Raw genomic sequence first — 17,120 nt, 5'->3', positions numbered from 1 at the left:
CGGTGGGCCGGCCGGGAGCCCGGTCAGCTCACCGGCCAGGTGTGCACCGGCTCGCCGGAGTGCATCAGCTCGCAGTAGCGCAGCGTCATCGACACCAGCGCGGCCCGCCGGTCGAGGCCGCGCTCCAGCGCCCGGTGGAACACCGCCGACTGCCATTCGGCGCCGTTGGTGCGCAGCCGGCAGCGGGCCTCGATGATGCCCAGGTAGTGGTCGCGGTCGGCGGGCTCGATGCCCCAGGCGTCGAGCCCGGCCGACGCCAGCGGCAGCAGCTCCTCCAGCACCAGCTCCGTGGCGGGCAGCTCCACGAGCCCGCCGCCGCGCCCCGGCCGCGGCCAGTGCATGACGGCGCCGATGCCGTGCCGGCAGGCGGCGTCGAAGTTCGCCGCCGCGGCGCCGAACGGCAGCCGGTGCCAGACCTGGCGGGGCGCCTCGGCCAGCGCCCGCACCAGCCCGTAGTAGAAGGCCGTGTTGGCGATGACATCGGCGACGGTGGGTCCCGCGGGCAGCACCCGGTTCTCCACCCGCAGATGCGGGACGCCGTCCACCACGGCGTACACCGGGCGGTTCCAGCGGTAGACGGTGCCGTTCTGCAGGGTGAGTTCCTTGAGCCGCGGCACGGTCCCCGCGTCGAGGGTCGCCAGCGGGTCCTCGTCATCGCAGATCGGCAGCAGCGGCGGGAAGTAGCGCAGGTTCTCCTCGAACAGGTCGTACGCCGAGTCGATCCAGCGCTCCCCGAACCAGGTGAGCGGGCGTACGCCCTGCGCCCGCAGTTCCTGCGGGCGGGTGTCGGTGGCCTGCTGGAACAGCGGCGGCCTGGTCTCCCGCCACAGCTCCCTGCCGAACAGGAACGGCGAGTTGGCGCCCACCGCGACCTGCGGTCCGCTCAGCACCTGCGCCGCGTTCCAGACCGCGGCGAATCGGGCGGGCGTCACCTGCAGATGCATCTGCATGGAGGTGCAGGCCGCTTCCGGCGCGATGGATCCCGAGGTGTAGAGCAGATGCTCCACCCCCGCGATGTCCAGGGTGATGTCCTCGCCGCGGGCGGCCAGTATCCGGTCGTTGAGCAGCGTGTACCGGTCCGCCCTGGACAGGTTCGCACCCACCAGATCCTGTGCGCTCAAGGTCGGCAGAATACCCACCATGACGATGTGCGCGCCGACTTCGCGGGCCTTGCGGTCCGCGTATCCCAGCCCGATGCGCAGCTCTTCCGCGAGCCGGTCGAGCACTCGCCCGGAAAGATGATGAGGGGCGATGTTCACTTCAATATTGAACTGCGCCAGTTCCGTCTGGAAATCAGTGCTGGCGATCCGCTCCAGCACCTCTTCATTCATCATCAGCGGCAGACCCGCCGAATCAGCGAGATTCAACTCCAGCTCAAGTCCCATGAGATTCCTGGGCCGGTCGAACCTCTTCTCGTCCAGCAGTCGCTCCAGTCCCATGAGACACTGGCGAAGCTTCATCCGGTACCGCTGCCGGTCGGACAGGTCGAACCCGGCGGCTACGACCTTCTCCCCCATCGGAGCGTCCCTCCTCGAGTGGGCCGTGTGACGATGATGCCCAGCCCATAAGATCGATAACGGTCCGGCGGCGCCGAGCAGAAGCTAAGCTGCCGGAATGTCACTCCGGCACATTCCCCCGGCATGGTCGCGCTAACCTTGTCATGAGGGGTACCCCTCATGACAATCACCGACGAGATCCGGCCGTCCGCAGCGGCAGGGAATGTGCAGTTCGCGGGAGCGTACTCCGGCGCAAATGCGGAGGAAATATCTGGCGAGGTAGGCCTATTACCTTCTTGCCTGCAATGCCCGCGACAGCTAGCCGAAACACTGCGTGAACACAGGTCGTATAAACTTCGCGCACAAGGCAGAGACTCCGCGATCCGTCGGACGTAGCCTGCGCAGGAACCCCCTCATCTCGTCGCACCGCTGACAGTGCCGTCCGCACCCGCCCAGCACCACCGTGTCTCCGACTGAGAGGCAACCCACCATGCCGCTGCATGTCCCCGCTGTACCCGCACCCGCCCTTCGGAGTGTCCTCGCCGCCCTGAGTTCGCCCACCGCCGTTCTGGAGGCGCGTACGCCGGCGCTGCGCTCGGCCGAGGGCCCGCTCATCCCCGAGCACCCGCTGCCGGTGCATGTCTTCGAGCCGGCCGCCTCGGGCCACGGACTGCCGCACGCCCGGCTCACCGGATGGCGCTTCCACATCCGCGCGGGCGACCGTGTCGCGGCGGCGGGCGAGACCGTCCGCACCCCGGACGGATGGGCGTTCTCGCACTTCTCGGAGGGCCCGTACCTGGCCTCCACCGAACGCGCCCTGCGGCAGGCGGAAGCCCTCTCGACCGCCTACCAGCCGCATCTGCTGTCCGTGCCCGGGCTGTACATGCTGGCGCTCTGGCTGCACAGCGACATCTCGGCCGAAGCCGGCTCCGCCCAGCCCGCGCCGGCCGATCTGCTGGTGCCGCTCGCACCGGCGCCGCCGGGGATCGCCGCCCACCGGCTGCACCGGCTGTCCGATCTGGTGCCGGTCCTCACACTGCGACTGGCACCCGCACCTCTTCTGGGGTCTGCTGTCTGACGCGCTGCCGGACGGCGGGCGGACGCCCCCGTGACCCTTGGGTCACGGGGGCGTTGTCATGTGCGTACCGTGACGGCGTAGCCCGGATCGGTCATCTGCACCACCCGGAAAGGCACGCGCTGTGAGGGCAACCGCCCGGTCGGGTGACGCGTCCTCACCTAGCAGGAACAGCTCGCGCGAAATCCCTGCGGATTCCGCTCCGTGGGGCAACACTGGGACCGACCGAACGAACGGGGGCGGTTATGAACCAGGTATCAGGCCAATCCGACCGCACGACTCCTCTACAGCAGCGAAAGACACCTTCCATGTGCCAGCACCAGCCGCAGTGCCCCACCGCCGAGTGCTCCGACCGGGAGGCCGCCCTCATCGTGGCCCACCACCCGGAGCAGGGCTGGAGTCTGCTGTGCAACGGCGTCCTGCTCTTCGAGGACACCGGCGAGCTGCTGCCCGACGGGCAGATCATCGCCCCGCACCGGCCGCTGGGTACCGAACAGATCGCCACGGCCGCCTGAACCGCCGGACCCCGCGGACAGCAGCGGGGGCCGGACAGTATCGGCGGACGTTGGGAGCACCCCCGACCGGCGGTTGGGGGAGACGACCCCGACGCGGGTACTACGCGTCGTACTCGTCGAGCGGCGGGCACGAGCACACCAGGTTCCGGTCACCGAAGGCGCCGTCGATGCGCCGGACCGGCGGCCAGTACTTGTCCGCGGCCGACACGTCGGCCGGGAACACCGCCTCGTCGCGGGAGTACGGCCGGTTCCACTCCCCGCCCAGCGACGCCGCGGTGTGCGGGGCGTTGCGCAGCGGGTTGTCCTCCACCGGCCACTCACCGGAGCCGACCTTGTCGACCTCCCGGCGAATGGCGATCATCGCCTCGCAGAACCGGTCCAGCTCCGCCAGGTCCTCGCTCTCCGTCGGCTCGATCATCAGCGTGCCGGCCACCGGGAACGACATCGTCGGCGCGTGGAAGCCGTAGTCGATCAGGCGCTTGGCGATGTCGTCCACCGAGACGCCCGTCTCCTTGGTCAGCGGCCGCAGATCGATGATGCACTCGTGCGCGACCAGACCGTTCGGGCCCGTGTAGAGCACCGGGTAGTGCGGCTCCAGCCGCTTGGCCACGTAGTTCGCACCGAGCACCGCGACCTGGGTGGCGCGCCGCAGCCCCTCGCCGCCCATCAGGCGTACGTACGCCCAGGAGATCGGCAGGATGCCGGCCGAGCCCCACGGCGCCGCCGAGACCGGGCCGATGCCCGTGGCGGGTCCGGCGGTCGGCTGCAGCGGGTGGTTGGGCAGGTACGGGGCCAGGTGCGCGCGGACCGCGACCGGCCCGACGCCGGGACCGCCGCCGCCGTGCGGGATGCAGAAGGTCTTGTGCAGGTTCAGGTGCGAGACGTCCGCGCCGAACTTGCCGGGCTTGGCGAGACCGACCAGCGCGTTGAGGTTGGCACCGTCCACGTACACCTGACCGCCGGCCTCGTGCACCGTCGCGCAGATGTCGGTGATGTTCTCCTCGAACACGCCGTGTGTGGACGGGTAGGTGACCATCAGGACGGCCAGCTCGGCGCGGTGCAGCTCGATCTTGGCGTGCAGGTCGTCGATGTCCACGTCGCCGTCGTCGAGGGTCTTGACCACGACGACCTTCATGCCGGCCATCACGGCGCTCGCCGCGTTGGTGCCGTGCGCGGAGGACGGGATCAGACACACCGTGCGCTGCGTGTCGCCGTTGGCGCGGTGGTAGGCGCGCACCGCGAGCAGCCCGGCCAGCTCACCCTGCGATCCGGCGTTGGGCTGGATGCTGACCTTGTCGTAGCCGGTGACCTCGGCGAGCTGGTCCTCCAGCTGGTGGATCAGCGTGAGGTAGCCCTCGGCCTGCTCCGCCGGCGCGAAGGGGTGCAGCCCGGCGAACTCGGGCCAGGTGACCGGTTCCATCTCGGTGGTGGCGTTGAGCTTCATCGTGCACGAGCCCAGCGGGATCATGCCACGGTCGAGCGCGTAGTCACGGTCCGAGAGCCGGCGCAGGTAGCGCAGCATCGCGGTCTCGGAACGGTGCTGGTGGAAGACCGGGTGCGCCAGGTACGTGTCGTCGCGCAGCAGGCCTGCGGGCAGCGCGTCCGGGACGGCGGCGTCGAGCGCCTCGATGTCACCGGTCACCCCGAAGGCACCCCACACCGCGGCCAGCTGCTCACGGCCGGTGGTCTCGTCGCAGGAGACGCCGAGCAGGTCCGCGTCCCGCTCCCACAGGTTGACGCCCGCGGCGCGGGCCGCGGCGGCGACCTCGGCGGCGCGGCCGGGCACCCGGACGGTCACGGTGTCGAAGTACCCGCCGTGCACGACCTCGACGCCGCCGGCCCGCAGGCCCTCGGCCAGGATGGCGGCGTAGCGGTGGGTGCGCCGGGCGATCTGGGCCAGCCCGTCCGGGCCGTGGTAGACCGCGTACATGCCCGCCATGACGGCGAGCAGCACCTGGGCGGTGCAGATGTTGCTGGTGGCCTTCTCGCGGCGGATGTGCTGCTCACGGGTCTGCAGGGCCAGCCGGTACGCCTTGTTGCCGTCCGCATCGACGGAGACGCCGACGAGGCGGCCGGGCAGGCTGCGGGCGAACTTCTCGCGCACGGCCATGTAGCCGGCGTGCGGGCCGCCGAAGGCCATCGGGACGCCGAAGCGCTGGGTGGTGCCCACCGCGATGTCCGCGCCGAGCTCACCGGGCGAGGTGAGCAGCGTCAGGGCGAGCAGGTCGGCGGAGACCGTGACGATCGCGCCCAGCTCGTGCGCCCGCTCGATGACCGGCTTGAGGTCGCGTACCGCGCCGGAGGCGCCGGGGTACTGCAGGAGCACACCGAAGACGCCGCGCTCGGCGACCTCGTCCGGAATGCCGTCGGTCAGGTCGGCGACCACGACCTCGACGCCGGTCGGCTCGGCGCGGGTCTCGATCACCGCGATGGTCTGCGGGAAGCAGTCCGCGTCGACCAGGAACACGCCCTGCTTCACCTTGCCGACCCGGCGGGCCAGCGACATGGCCTCGGCGGCGGCGGTGCCCTCGTCCAGGAGCGAGGCCCCGGAGGTCGGCAGCCCGGTGAGATCGGCGACGACCGTCTGGAAGTTCAGCAGCGCCTCGAGCCGGCCCTGCGAGATCTCCGGCTGGTACGGCGTGTACGCCGTGTACCAGGCGGGGTTCTCCATCACATTGCGCAGGATGACGGGCGGGGTGAACGTCCCGTAGTAGCCCAGGCCGATCATCGGCGCCAGCACCTGGTTGCGGTCCGCGAGGTCACGCAGCTCGGCCAGTACCGCGGCCTCGGTGCGTCCCGCGGGCAGCCGCAGCGCCTCGACGCTCTTGATGGTGTCGGGCACGGCGGCGGCCGTGAGCTCGTCCAAGGAGCCGTAACCGACGTGAGCCAGCATCTTGGCCTGGGCACCGCCGTCGGGGCCGATGTGGCGCTGTTCGAACGGGATGCCGCTCTCGAGCTCGGAGAGTGGGATGCGGTGGGCAGTCATCTACGGAGGCCTCCTGGTCTGACACGACCTGCGAGGGGTGCCGCGGCGCGGGCACCCGAACGGCCTCCCCCTCTGTCATCACAACCTGAGAGCTTCACCGTGCTGCCTAAAGCACGACTTTCACCGTCGGTGAGGCCGGGTCCCGCGCATGACTCATGCCCGGTGCCCGCCCTGCTTTCCAGAGTGACCTCATCCATGCGGTACCGGTTGCCTGAGAGATTCCGGGGAGGATTTGCTCCTTCGGCGCCCCCGACACGATCTCGGAGGACTCTCCCGCATGGGGTCTGCAGCCGCCATTCAGCCTACCAGCGGGGATGGGGGCGGTTTCCTCGTGGATCCCTCGAGTCGACACCGTCCCCAATGTGGCCTTTGGTTGGTCTAGCAGAGCAGCACCGATCTGTTGGAGGGACCGTGCAGACCGATATCGACCCCCGCAGCCTGATCGGCCGCCGGGCCCTGGACAGCGACGGGGCGAAGATCGGCACGGTCGACGAGGTGTATCTCGATGACGCGACCGGTCAGCCGGAGTGGGCCGCGGTCCGCACCGGGCTGTTCAGCCGTGACGCGTTCGTACCGCTGGAGCCGAGCGAGGTGGTGGACGGGCAGCTGCGCGTCCCCTTCCCCAAGGCCCTCATCAAGGACGCCCCCGACTTCGGCGTCGGCCGCCATCTCTCCCCCGAGCAGGAGATCCAGCTCTACCACCACTACGGCATGGATGTCCCGTCCACGGGGACGGAGGCCCCCGGCGCCGGCGATCACGACTTCGGCCGGCTGGCCGGCGAGGACTGATCGACCGGATGTGATCGGGTGCCCAAGGTGCCCAGGTCAGGGCACCAGCGGCAGCGGTTCGGCCGCTTCCAGTTCCGGATCTTCCACCGCGAACGTCCGCACCCGGCCCGGTACGCAGTCCGTCGGCTCCTCGAAGCGCACGGTCACCCGTCCCACGCCGCTGCCCTGCACCCATCCGGCGCCGAATTCCGTGTGCCGCACGTCCTGCCCCGGCATCCACCGCACGGCCCGCGCGGGCCCCGCCGCCGGCGCCGGCCGGCCCTCCGGGTCCGCCGCCTCCCGCTCCGCCAGCTCCGCCGCCCGCACCGCGGCGGCCTCCGCGGCGAGCTCGGCCTCCAGCTCGGCCGCCTGGGCGAACAGGTCCTCCTGCGTGAAGTCGGCGAGCCCGGTGACACCCACGCCCAGCAGCCGGACGCCGTTGGCCGTGTCGACGGCCTCCAGCAGCCGCCGCGCGGTCTCCCGCACCACTCCGGGGTCGTCCGTCGGCGCCCGCAGGGTCTCGGAGCGGGTCAGGGTGCTGAAGTCATAGCTCCGCACCTTGATCACCACCGTCCGGCCCGACCGCCCGGCCTCCCGCAGCCGCCGCACACAGCGGTCCGCAAGCCGGTCGAGCTCCGAGCGCACCCGGACCCGGTCGGTGAGGTCCACGTCGAAGGTGTCCTCCACCGAGACGGACTTCGCGTCGCGGTCCGCGACCACGGGCCGGCTGTCCAGGCCCAGGGCCATGGCGTAGAGCGAGGCGCCGTGCGCCTTGCCCAGCAGCTGCACCAGCTCGGACTCCCCGGCCAGCGCCACCTCGCCGACCGTGCCGATCCCGGCGCGGCGCAGATGCTCCCCGGTGGCGGGCCCGACGCCCGGCAGGACCCGGACCGGCATCGGGTCCAGCAGCGCCCGCTCGGTGCCGGGCTCGACCACCACCAGGCCGTTCGGCTTGCCCTGCTCGGAGGCGATCTTGGCGAGCAGCTTGGAGCCCGCGAGCCCCACCGAGGCCGTCAGCCCCGTGGCGGCCCTGATCCGCGCCCGCACCCGTTCCGCCACCTGCCGGGGGGCCTCGGTCGTCCCGCCCGCCTCCAGGTCCACGAAGGCCTCGTCCAGGCTGAGCGGCTCCACCAGGGGTGACAGCTCTCCGAGGATCCCCATCACGGTCTCGCTGACCCGCCGGTACAGGTCGAAGCGGGGAATGAGGTAGGCGGCGTTGGGGGCCAGCCGCCGTGCGTGCGCCATGGCCATCGCCGAATGGACGCCGTGGACACGTGCCTCGTAGGACGCGGTCGCGACGACGCCGCGCGGTCCGAGACCGCCGACCACGACCGGCTTGCCCCGCAGGCTCGGCTTGGAGGCCTGTTCCACCGCGGCGTAGAACGCGTCCATGTCCAGGTGCAGGATCGTCGGAGCGGTTCTCACATCACCGATGCTCCCGCACGGCACTGACATTCACCGTACGGACGTACGGCGAACGGTTCACCCCACGCGGTTGCGGCGTCGTGCCAGCTCGTCGGAGGGGTTGTGGCCGGCCAGCGTCTCGCCGGTGTCCACCCGCTCGCCGTGCAGCTGCGCCAGGGAGCTCTCGACGTCGCGCCACACCACTCCCACGGCGATCCCGAAGACGCCCTGGCCGCCCTGGAGCAGGTCGACGACCTCATCGGGCGAGGTGCACTCGTAGACGGTGGCGCCGTCGCTCATCAGGGTCATCCGGGTGAGCTCGGCGGGTGCGGTGGTGCGCAGGTGGCGTACGGCGGTGCGGATGTTCTGGAGGGAGACCCCGGTGTCCAGCAGTCGCTTGACGATCTTGAGGACGACCACGTCCCGGAAGCCGTAGAGGCGCTGTGCGCCTGTTCCGTAGGCTGCCCGGACGCTCGGCTCGACCAGGCCGGTACGCGCCCAGTAGTCCAGCTGGCGGTAGGTGATGCCGGTCGCCGCGCACGCCGTCGGCCCCCGGTACCCCACCGTCTCGGTCTCGGGCTCCGCCGCGCCGGCCACCGCACCGCCGGCCGGTGCGGGCTGCCGGGCCAAGGCCCCGCGGGTGGGATACGGGCCGCCCGTGGCCATACCGTCGCCGGTGCTTCTCACGCCGCCCTCCGTCCCTTCGCGTCCCGGCCGGCACGTGCACGTGCCAACGGGACTTTCCATCTCGACGGTAGGCAGTCACTCGGGGTGCGTCAACGATCGCCACACTCGGCACGCCGAGTGATATCAACCCCAAGAGTGGTTTCGCGTGCCCCCGAACGGGGAACGGCTAGCCGGATGGGCCAAAAAGCCCCGCTACTGGTTGCTCGTGCCGAAGTCCTCCGGCGAGATCTGGTCCAGGAATTCGCGGAACTTCTCGACCTCGTCCTCCTGCTCGTCCGGGATGGCGATCCCCGCGTCGTCCAGCACTCCGTCGCTGCCGTAGATCGGTGTTCCGGTGCGCAGGGCCAGCGCTATGGCGTCGGACGGGCGGGCACTGACCTCGACGCCGCTGGCGAAGACCAGCTCGGCGTAGAAGACACCTTCGCGCAGATCGGTGATCCGCACTTCGGTGAGCGTCTGTCCGACCGCTTCGAGCACATCCTTGAACAAATCATGGGTCAGCGGGCGAGCAGGCGTCATGCCCTGCTGCGCGAAAGCGATGGCCGTGGCTTCCCCAGGCCCGATCCAGATGGGTAGATACCGGTCGCCTCCCACTTCGCGCAGGAGCACGATCGGTTGATTGGAGGGCATTTCGACCCGGACACCCACGACGTCGAGCTCGTTCACACAGTAACCCTAGGACGTGCCCGGCCGGTTTGGGTAGTCGAGCATCCCGCACGGCGGACTTGACAGGTATCGCACAGCTTCTCAGAAGAGCCGCAGGCGAAGGGCGGACTGGACCATGGCGGCGTGCAGCCGGACCGACAGTGCGGCCAGTTCCCGGGCGGTGGTCTCGGCGTGCGTCCGGGTCTGCGGGTTGCGGTGCCGCCGCAGCGGGGCGACCACCTGCTCCACCAGGCCGACCTCCCGGTCGGCCGCGGCCTTCACCGCGCGCAGATGGCGCGGTTCGAGCCCGAAGCGGCCCATGTCGACGATCAGCTTCCCGATGTTCACCGCTTCGGCGTCGTAACCGCCGTCACGACCGGCTTCCACCAGGCCGTAGGACTCCCACTGGTCCAGGTCGGCCTGCTCCGCGCCGGTGGCGGCCAGCAGGGCCTCCCGCCCGATCCGCAGCTCGCCGGACCCTTCGGCGCCGGACGTGCCGTCCGGGAGCTCCCGTGCCTCGCCCGGCCCCGGCAGCGGAATCTGCTCGCCCCGGTCGAGCGCGTCCAGATGCTCCCGGATCACGCGCAGCGGCAGATAGTGGTCCCGCTGCATCCGCAGCACATGGCCCAGCCGCTCCACATCGCGCATCGCGAACTTCCGATAGCCCGAAGGAGTGCGCTGGGGCTCCACCAGGCCCTCCGCCTCCAGGAAACGGATCTTGGAGATGGTGACCTCGGGGAACTCGTCCTGCAGGTGGGTCAGCACGGCCCCGATGCTGAGCAGCCGGCCGTCCGCGGTGGCGGTGCCGTTTCCGGCACCGCCTGACGGTGTTCTTAGCATGGACCTTCCCTGAAGAGGTCCCCCGGACGAAGTCTGCGGGGGTCCCCCCGGACGGAGTCCGGGGGATTCAGATGCCGCGCTGGCTGGCGTAGAAGACCAGTCGGTACTTGCCGATCTGGACCTCGTCGCCATTGGCCAGGGACACGGAGTCGATCCGCTCCCGGTTGACATACGTGCCGTTGAGGCTGCCCACGTCCGAGACCGTGAAGCCGCCGTCGGCCGCCCGGCGGAACTCCACGTGGCGGCGCGAGACGGTGACGTCGTCCAGGAAGATGTCGCTCTGCGGGTGACGGCCGGCCGTGGTCAGTTCGCCGTCCAGGAGGAAGCGGCTGCCCGAGTTCGGGCCGCGGCGCACCACCAGCAGGGCGGAACCGATCGGCAGCGCGTCCACGGCGGCCTGGGCCTCCGGGGACAGCGACGGCGTCACGGTCTGACCGGTCGCCTCGGCCTCGTAGGCCTCCAGCCCCGAGATCGAGATCGTGGACGTGGTCTCCGACGGCCGTTCGGACGGAACCCCGGCACGCAGCGGCGCACCACAGTTGGAGCAGAAGCGGCTCGCCTCCGCGTTGGTGTGCCCACACCTGGTGCATACCGGCAAGGCCGTCATGGACTGAGCCTCCTGCCGCGGATCGCCCGCGGGGACGTTCGAAGCGTACGGACCGGAGGGAAACCCTCCACCCGTACTTGAGGTTGATGGTTCCCCGAAACCTATGCGGCCGGAGGTGGCAGGGTCAACAGACGCCACACCTTGTCCGCCCGAAATGTCGCCGTACGCCCCGGCGGGCTCGTTGCGGAACAGCGGCCGCTCCTCGCCCGGGCCGTCCTCCTGCCCGTGGCGCGGGGCACGATGACGCGCGGTAGCGGGATCACCGGCCTGCTTGGCCTGCCGCGCGCTCTTGCCGAACAACTTCCCAAACAACTTCACGGGCGATTCCCCTTGACCGAAACAGACCCGCCCGTGGGGCAGGACGAACCCTCGCTACACACAGTTTCCAACACGGACCACCCCGACGAAGTTCCGACCCCCCGCGTCACTGTGATGACGACCGAGCGTAGTCAGGCTGCTTCGATGGCCGCAAGGCATCCACGACGATCTTCTCAGAACGGACGACATCCGCCGTGGCCTGCTCCTTCTTCAAAGTCTGCACCACTCCGCCGGGAATATTGAGCGCCGGCTCCAGGTCCTGCGGATTTCCGATGACCTTGAACCGGTAGGGCTGGACGACCTTGTGCCCGTCGATCTCGATCCCGTCGGCACCCTGAGTGAAGTATGTGTCGGCCACGACCCGCACGTCGTTGATCTGGATCGCCTCGGCACCCGCCGCCCGCAGCTCCTGGAGGGTGTCCAGCAGCTTGTCGGCCTCCAGGCCGCCCTTGGGGTCCGCGATCGTCAGATTGATGCCCGGGCCCTGCGCGGCGACCGTACCGGCGAGCACACCGAGCTGCTGCGCCTTCTGCTCGGTCTGCTTACGGGCCTCCTCGGCCTGGTTGGAGCTGGTCTCCAGCTCGGAGCGTTGGGTCTCCAGCCGGCGCTTCTCGTCCTGGAGCCGCTGCGTCCGGTTGTCGAGCTCGGTCAGGATGCGCACCAGGTCCTCCTGACGGGCGCCCCGCAGGGCCCCGCTGTCACTGGTGGAGCGCACCTGGATGGCCAGTCCGAGACCCAGCACGAACAGCAGCAGCGCGACGATGAGCTGCGCCCGGGACAGCCGCGGCGGCCACAGCCCCGCCAGCAGCCGCTGCCGCCCGGTCTCACCCGAGGCCGGCTGCTTCGCGGGCCCGGGGCCCGGCGCCGGGGCGGCGGGCACCTCGGGCGGCAGGCTCTTGCCGGGCCGCGCGGGCGCGTCGTCCGGCTCGGGGGCACCGGAGTGCCCCGGGGTATCGGCGCGCTCCGGCGCCCCGGCACTCTCGGGAACGCCGCCGCTCTCGGGCGTCACGGGGCGCTCGGGGAGTTCTTCGTCGCTCATACGGCGGTCACGCCCGGAAGACGTGGCGGCGGATGGCGGCCGCGTTGGAGAAGATCCGGATACCCAGGACCACGACCACACCCGTGGACAGCTGCGCGCCGACACCGAGCTTGTCCCCGAGGAACACGATCAGCGCGGCCACCACCACGTTGGAGAGGAAGGAGACGACGAACACCTTGTCGTCGAAGATCCCGTCGAGCATCGCCCGCAGACCGCCGAAGACGGCGTCGAGCGCGGCGACCACGGCGATCGGGAGATAGGGCTCGACCACTGTCGGCACGACGGGGCGGACCACGAGTCCGACCACGACTCCCACGACGAGGCCCAGTACGGCGATCACTTCGTACCCTTCCCTGTTCTGGCGGCGTCCGCCTTGGTGTTGCCGGGCACCGGCTTGGCGTAGCGCACGATCAGACTGGGGGCGGCCGGCAACCGCACCTCGTCCTCCGCGGAGATGCTCGCGCGAATCCCGTAGCTCTGCTGCAGTACGTGCAGATACTGCCCGTCCGCGCTCTCCTGGAAGGCCGTGCTGAGCCGCTGACCGTCCCCGATCGCCAGCACCGTGTACGGAGGCGCCAGCGGCTTGTTGTCGACCAGTATGGCGTCACCGGCGGCGCGAATCGCCGACAGCGCCGTCAGACGCTGGCCGTTGACGGAGATCGCCTCGGCCCCCGACGCCCACAGCCCGTTGACGATCCGCTGCATGTCGCGGTCGCGCACCCGCCCGGTGTCGGAGAATCCGTTGCTCTCCCGCGGCCCGCCGCCGTTCCCCGTCGACGCCTCCTTGGCGTCGTCGACGACGAGCTTCACCCCGGGACCCTTGACGGGCGTGGCGCCCGCCTCCAGCGCCACCAGGGCGGTGCTGCCGCCGCCCTGGTCGCCCAGGGCGGCGCGCTGCTTCGCGTCGACCTCGTCACGCAGCTGGTCCACGTTCTTCTGCAGACCGTCCGCGGAGCTCGTGCCGGACTGGATGCGCTCGATGAGCTTCTGGCGCTCCAGCGCCACCGTGGGCGCCGCGACGTTCGCCTGCGCGGCCCCGAGGGTGACGACGAGGGCGGCCAGCACCAGCCCCACGGCGAGCCCCAGCTTGGCCCGCAGCGTGGTGGGCAGCCGTGAGCTGCCCACCACGCCACGACGCTCCGCCGCCTCCGCGTAGCCGTCGTCGAGGCTGTGATCCATCACGTTGGTCAGCAGCGACATCGAGGCGTCGGGGCGCCGTGGCGGGGCCTTCGGGCTGGGGCTGCTCCCATCCTGGTGCTGCTGCGGCATGCCGCACATCGTTGCACGTCGGGGCCGCTCCACTCGAACGGCCCCCTTACGGCGCGCCGTTCGGGCCCGGAATCAGTGACCCGCGCCCTCCACGATCGCCGACCACTCGTCGAGCAGCTCCTGGGCGGACGCGTCGTCCGGACCTTCCGCCCACAGATGCGTGACCGCTTCCGCGGGGTCGGGCAGGACCATCACCCAGCGGCCGTCGGACTCCACGACCCGGACACCGTCGGTGGTGTCCACCGACCGGTCGCCCGCGGCCTCGACCACGCTCCGCATCACGAGCCCCTTGACCGCCCACGGAGTCGCCACATCGCGCCGCAGCACATGGGCGCGCGGGATCCGGGCGTCGATCTGGCTGAGCGTGAGCTGGGTACGGGCCACCAGGCCGATCAGCCGCACGAACGCCGCCGACCCGTCGAAGACGCTGCTGAACTCGGGGATGATGAAGCCGCCCCGGCCGTCGCCGCCGAAGATGGTGCTCTCCGCCCGGCCGACCCGCGTGAGGTCGTCGGGCGAGGTCGTCGTCCACGCCACCTGTGTGCCGTGGTACGCCGCCACCTGCTCGGCGATACGGGTCGTGGTGACCGGCAGTCCCACCCGTCCGCTGCGCCGCTCGGCCGCGACCAGGTCCAGCATCACCAGCAGCGCCCGGTCGTCCTCGACGATCCTGCCGCGCTCGTCCACCAGCGACAGCCGCTCACCGACCGGGTCGAACCGGACGCCGAAGGCCGCGCGGGCCGAGGCGACGATCTCGCCCAGCCGCACCAGCCCGGACCGGCGCTCGTCCGCGGTCTCCGTCGGCCGGGCCTCGTTCAGCCCGGGGTTGATGGTGAACGCGTCGACGCCCAGCCGTCCGAGCAGGCTCGGCAGCACCAGTCCCGCGCTGCCGTTCGCCGCGTCCACGACGACCTTCATCCCCGACTCCGCGACACCCGAGGTGTCGACGGCCCGCAGCAGCGAACCGGTGTAGGAGTCGAAGACGCTCGACGGGAAGCGCAGGTCACCGATCTCACCGGGGAAGGCACGGCGGTACTCCTGGCGGGCGAAGACCCGGTCCAGCTTGCGCTGGCCGCCCGCCGACAGGTCCGCGCCGCGCTCGTCGAAGAACATGATGTCGACGGAGTCCGGGGTGCCGGGGGTCGTGCGGATCATGATGCCGCCGGCGCTGCCGCGCGCCGTCTGCTGCCTGGCCACCGGCAGCGGGACGTTCTCCAGGTCCCGGACGTCGATGGCGCTGGTCTGCAGGGCCGAGATCACCGCGCGCTTCAGCGCTCGCGCACCACGGGAGTGGTCGCGGGCCGTGGTGACCGTGGACCCCTTCTTGAGCGTAGTGGCGTAGGCACCGGCCAGCCGTACGACCAGTTCCGGGGTGATCTCCACGTTCAGGATTCCCGAGACACCGCGCGCACCGAACAGATGCGCCTGGCCCCGCGATTCCCAGATGACCGAGGTGTTGACGAACGCGCCGGCCTCGATGGTCTTGAACGGATAGACGCGGACGTTGCCCGCGATGATCGACTCCTCGCCGATGAGGCATTCATCGCCGATCACCGCACCGTCGTCGATCCGCGCCGCCCGCATGATGTCGGTGTTCTTACCGACCACACAGCCGCGCAGGTTCGTTCCCTGACCGACGTAGACGTTGTCGTGAATCACGGCCTTGTGCAGGAACGCACCGGACTTGACGACGACATTCGAGCCGATGACCGTGTGCTCGCGGATCTCCGCGCCGGCCTCGACCTTCGCGTAGTCCCCGATGTACAGGGGTCCGCGCAGTACCGCGTCGGGGCTGACCTCGGCACCCTCGGCCACCCAGACGCCCGGCGAGATCTCGAATCCGTCGAGATCGACATCGACCTTGCCCTCGAGGACGTCCGCCTGCGCCTTGATGTAGCTCTCGTGCGTGCCGACGTCTTCCCAGTAGCCCTCGGCGATGAAGCCGTAGACCGGCTTGCCTTCCTTCATCAGCTGCGGGAAGACATCGCTCGACCAGTCGACGGACGTGTCGGCTGCCACGTAGTCGAAGACTTCGGGCTCCATGACGTAGATGCCCGTATTGACGGTGTCGGAGAAGACCTGGCCCCAGGTCGGCTTCTCCAGGAAGCGCTCGACCTTGCCCTCTTCGTCCACGATCGTGATGCCGAACTCCAGCGGGTTCGGCACCCGCGTCAGGCATACGGTGACAAGTGCGCCCTTTTCCTTGTGGAATTCGATGAGCTCGGTGAGGTCGAAGTCCGTGAGCGCATCGCCAGAAATCACAAGGAAGGAGTCGTCCTTGAGCGCCTCTTCGGCGTTCTTCACACTCCCGGCTGTCCCGAGTGGCTTTTCCTCATTCGCGTACGTGAGCTCCATGCCAAGTTCTTCGCCGTCCCCGAAGTAATTCTTGACGAGGGATGCGAGGAACTGCACGGTCACCACGGTCTCGGTGAGACCGTGCCGCTTGAGCAGCGTCAGCACGTGCTGCATGATCGGCCGGTTCGCAACCGGCAGCAGGGGCTTGGGCATACTCGAGGTCATTGGGCGAAGGCGCGTGCCTTCACCGCCGGCCATCACGACGGCCTTCATGTCGGAAAAGTCCTCCTTGCGGCTCAATCAGCCGTGGCGTCCATCCGCACAAGTCTGCGGACCTGCACTACATAGAGGATCCCTGCCCACCAGTACAGAGTTGTACCCCATCCGGCGAACGCCCATCCGCACGTTGCGGCCAGCGTGGCGAGCCATCCGCTGCCATCACTCAGCAACAACAGCGGGAAGGCGTACATCAGGTTGAAGGTGGCTGCCTTGCCCACGAAGTTCACCTGCGGCGGTCCGTATCCGTGCCGCCGGAGGATCAGGAGCATTACCCCCATCATCACCTCCCTGGCCAGCAGGAGCAACGGCAGCCACAAGGGGAGGATGTCTCTCCAGGTGAGCCCGATCAGGGTGGACAGTACGAACAGCCGGTCCGCGGCCGGGTCGAGGAGCCGGCCGAGATTGCTGACCTGGTTCCACCGCCGCGCGAGCTTGCCGTCCAGATAGTCACTGATACCGCTGAGCGCGAGTACCAGCAGCGCCCAGCCGTCGGCCTTCGGCCCACCGAACTCGGGCCACAGGATCAGCCACAGGAACACCGGAACGCCCACCAGGCGAGCCATACTCAGGATGTTGGGGATCGTGAAGATCCGATCCGTTTGCACCCGTGTCTCCTGGACCTCCACCGGGGGCCCCTCCTGTATGTACGTGCCGATGATTCCACCCGACCCTACCCCAGACGACAAAAAGGCCTGGCCTCGGATCGAAGATCCGAGGCCAGGCCTCGTAATAGTTGTTCGGCGGCGTCCTACTCTCCCACAGGGTCCCCCCTGCAGTACCATCGGCGCTGAAAGGCTTAGCTTCCGGGTTCGGAATGTAACCGGGCGTTTCCCTAACGCTATGACCACCGAAACACTATGAAGTTAACCAACCGGATACTGGCACGGTTCGTTACTT

General features: G+C 69.8%; 15 protein-coding genes, 1 rRNA gene and 1 riboswitch. Of the genes, 3 read left to right on the top strand and 13 right to left on the bottom strand.

Going from position 1 to position 17,120, the window contains the following annotated elements:
• Positions 1-23: 23 nt before the first annotated feature.
• Positions 24-1,517: a glutamate--cysteine ligase gene (locus LNW73_RS29530; protein WP_250991984.1), complete on the bottom strand. Its 1,494-nt coding sequence runs from the start codon at positions 1,515-1,517 to the stop codon at positions 24-26.
• A 469-nt stretch (positions 1,518-1,986) separates the two neighbouring features.
• Here LNW73_RS29530 and LNW73_RS29525 point away from each other — a divergent pair, with 469 nt between their 5' ends.
• Entirely contained in the window at positions 1,987-2,574 is a 588-nt protein-coding gene (locus LNW73_RS29525) for a hypothetical protein (protein WP_250974684.1), read from the top strand.
• 305 nt (positions 2,575-2,879) lie between these two features.
• Positions 2,880-3,086 (top strand): DUF5999 family protein, encoded by a 207-nt coding sequence (locus tag LNW73_RS29520; protein WP_250974685.1) that lies wholly within the window; start codon positions 2,880-2,882, stop codon positions 3,084-3,086.
• 100 nt (positions 3,087-3,186) lie between these two features.
• On the opposite strand, the gene gcvP is transcribed toward LNW73_RS29520, so the two are convergent.
• A complete protein-coding gene (gene gcvP / locus LNW73_RS29515; protein ID WP_250991983.1) occupies positions 3,187-6,072 on the bottom strand; it encodes an aminomethyl-transferring glycine dehydrogenase in 2,886 nt (961 codons plus the stop codon).
• 188 nt (positions 6,073-6,260) lie between these two features.
• A riboswitch (glycine riboswitch) is annotated at positions 6,261-6,358 on the bottom strand.
• Positions 6,359-6,483: 125 nt separating this feature from the next.
• Here gcvP and LNW73_RS29510 point away from each other — a divergent pair.
• Positions 6,484-6,861: a PRC-barrel domain-containing protein gene (locus tag LNW73_RS29510; RefSeq protein ID WP_250991982.1), complete on the top strand. Its 378-nt coding sequence runs from the start codon at positions 6,484-6,486 to the stop codon at positions 6,859-6,861.
• Between the two features lie 36 nt (positions 6,862-6,897).
• Here LNW73_RS29510 and LNW73_RS29505 read toward each other — a convergent pair whose 3' ends face one another.
• The 11 genes from LNW73_RS29505 to rrf all read right to left on the bottom strand — a co-directional run bounded on the left by LNW73_RS29505 (position 6,898) and on the right by rrf (position 17,075).
• The gene (locus tag LNW73_RS29505; RefSeq protein WP_250991981.1) at positions 6,898-8,265 is read right to left on the bottom strand and encodes a DNA polymerase IV; all 1,368 of its coding nucleotides are present in this window, start codon (positions 8,263-8,265) and stop codon (positions 6,898-6,900) included.
• A 57-nt stretch (positions 8,266-8,322) separates the two neighbouring features.
• The gene (locus LNW73_RS29500; protein WP_250991980.1) at positions 8,323-8,931 is read right to left on the bottom strand and encodes a MerR family transcriptional regulator; all 609 of its coding nucleotides are present in this window, start codon (positions 8,929-8,931) and stop codon (positions 8,323-8,325) included.
• A gap of 192 nt (positions 8,932-9,123) precedes the next feature.
• The gene (locus LNW73_RS29495; RefSeq protein ID WP_031518684.1) at positions 9,124-9,597 is read right to left on the bottom strand and encodes a bifunctional nuclease family protein; all 474 of its coding nucleotides are present in this window, start codon (positions 9,595-9,597) and stop codon (positions 9,124-9,126) included.
• An 81-nt stretch (positions 9,598-9,678) separates the two neighbouring features.
• Positions 9,679-10,416, bottom strand: coding sequence for a transcriptional regulator FtsR (gene ftsR, locus LNW73_RS29490; protein ID WP_250991979.1), 738 nt, complete (start codon positions 10,414-10,416; stop codon positions 9,679-9,681).
• A 67-nt stretch (positions 10,417-10,483) separates the two neighbouring features.
• On the bottom strand, positions 10,484-11,383 hold the full coding sequence (locus LNW73_RS29485; RefSeq protein WP_250993080.1) for an FHA domain-containing protein: 900 nt from the start codon (positions 11,381-11,383) through the stop codon (positions 10,484-10,486).
• Between the two features lie 64 nt (positions 11,384-11,447).
• Complete coding sequence (locus tag LNW73_RS29480) at positions 11,448-12,380, bottom strand: DUF881 domain-containing protein (RefSeq protein WP_250991978.1); 933 nt, start codon at positions 12,378-12,380, stop codon at positions 11,448-11,450.
• A gap of 7 nt (positions 12,381-12,387) precedes the next feature.
• Positions 12,388-12,720: a small basic family protein gene (locus tag LNW73_RS29475; protein WP_030364457.1), complete on the bottom strand. Its 333-nt coding sequence runs from the start codon at positions 12,718-12,720 to the stop codon at positions 12,388-12,390.
• Positions 12,717-13,658 carry a DUF881 domain-containing protein gene (locus LNW73_RS29470; protein WP_250974691.1) on the bottom strand — a complete coding sequence of 314 codons (942 nt, stop codon included), beginning with the start codon at positions 13,656-13,658 and terminating at the stop codon, positions 12,717-12,719. Before LNW73_RS29470 ends, LNW73_RS29475 begins: the two co-directional genes overlap by 4 nt.
• Before the next feature lie 63 nt (positions 13,659-13,721).
• Entirely contained in the window at positions 13,722-16,217 is a 2,496-nt protein-coding gene (locus tag LNW73_RS29465; protein ID WP_250974692.1) for a sugar phosphate nucleotidyltransferase, read from the bottom strand.
• 23 nt (positions 16,218-16,240) lie between these two features.
• Positions 16,241-16,849 carry a CDP-alcohol phosphatidyltransferase family protein gene (locus tag LNW73_RS29460; protein WP_250974693.1) on the bottom strand — a complete coding sequence of 203 codons (609 nt, stop codon included), beginning with the start codon at positions 16,847-16,849 and terminating at the stop codon, positions 16,241-16,243.
• A gap of 109 nt (positions 16,850-16,958) precedes the next feature.
• Positions 16,959-17,075, bottom strand: a 5S ribosomal RNA gene (gene rrf, locus LNW73_RS29455).
• Positions 17,076-17,120 lie beyond the last annotated feature (45 nt).

The sequence above is a fragment of the Streptomyces sp. RKAG337 genome (assembly GCF_023701715.1).
In the GTDB taxonomy this organism is placed as follows: domain Bacteria; phylum Actinomycetota; class Actinomycetes; order Streptomycetales; family Streptomycetaceae; genus Actinacidiphila.
The sequence above is the reverse complement of the archived record's forward strand: the minus strand, read 5'-3'. Positions and strand labels throughout refer to the sequence as shown.

Coding starts and splice junctions, on each gene's coding strand:
- LNW73_RS29525 (WP_250974684.1), top strand. CDS start 1,987: ATGCCGCTGCATGTCCCCGCTGTACCCGCACCCGCCCTTCGGAGTGTC.
- LNW73_RS29465 (WP_250974692.1), bottom strand. CDS start 16,217: ATGAAGGCCGTCGTGATGGCCGGCGGTGAAGGCACGCGCCTTCGCCCA.
- ftsR (WP_250991979.1), bottom strand. CDS start 10,416: ATGCTAAGAACACCGTCAGGCGGTGCCGGAAACGGCACCGCCACCGCG.
- LNW73_RS29520 (WP_250974685.1), top strand. CDS start 2,880: ATGTGCCAGCACCAGCCGCAGTGCCCCACCGCCGAGTGCTCCGACCGG.
- LNW73_RS29480 (WP_250991978.1), bottom strand. CDS start 12,380: ATGAGCGACGAAGAACTCCCCGAGCGCCCCGTGACGCCCGAGAGCGGC.
- LNW73_RS29530 (WP_250991984.1), bottom strand. CDS start 1,517: ATGGGGGAGAAGGTCGTAGCCGCCGGGTTCGACCTGTCCGACCGGCAG.
- LNW73_RS29470 (WP_250974691.1), bottom strand. CDS start 13,658: ATGTGCGGCATGCCGCAGCAGCACCAGGATGGGAGCAGCCCCAGCCCG.
- gcvP (WP_250991983.1), bottom strand. CDS start 6,072: ATGACTGCCCACCGCATCCCACTCTCCGAGCTCGAGAGCGGCATCCCG.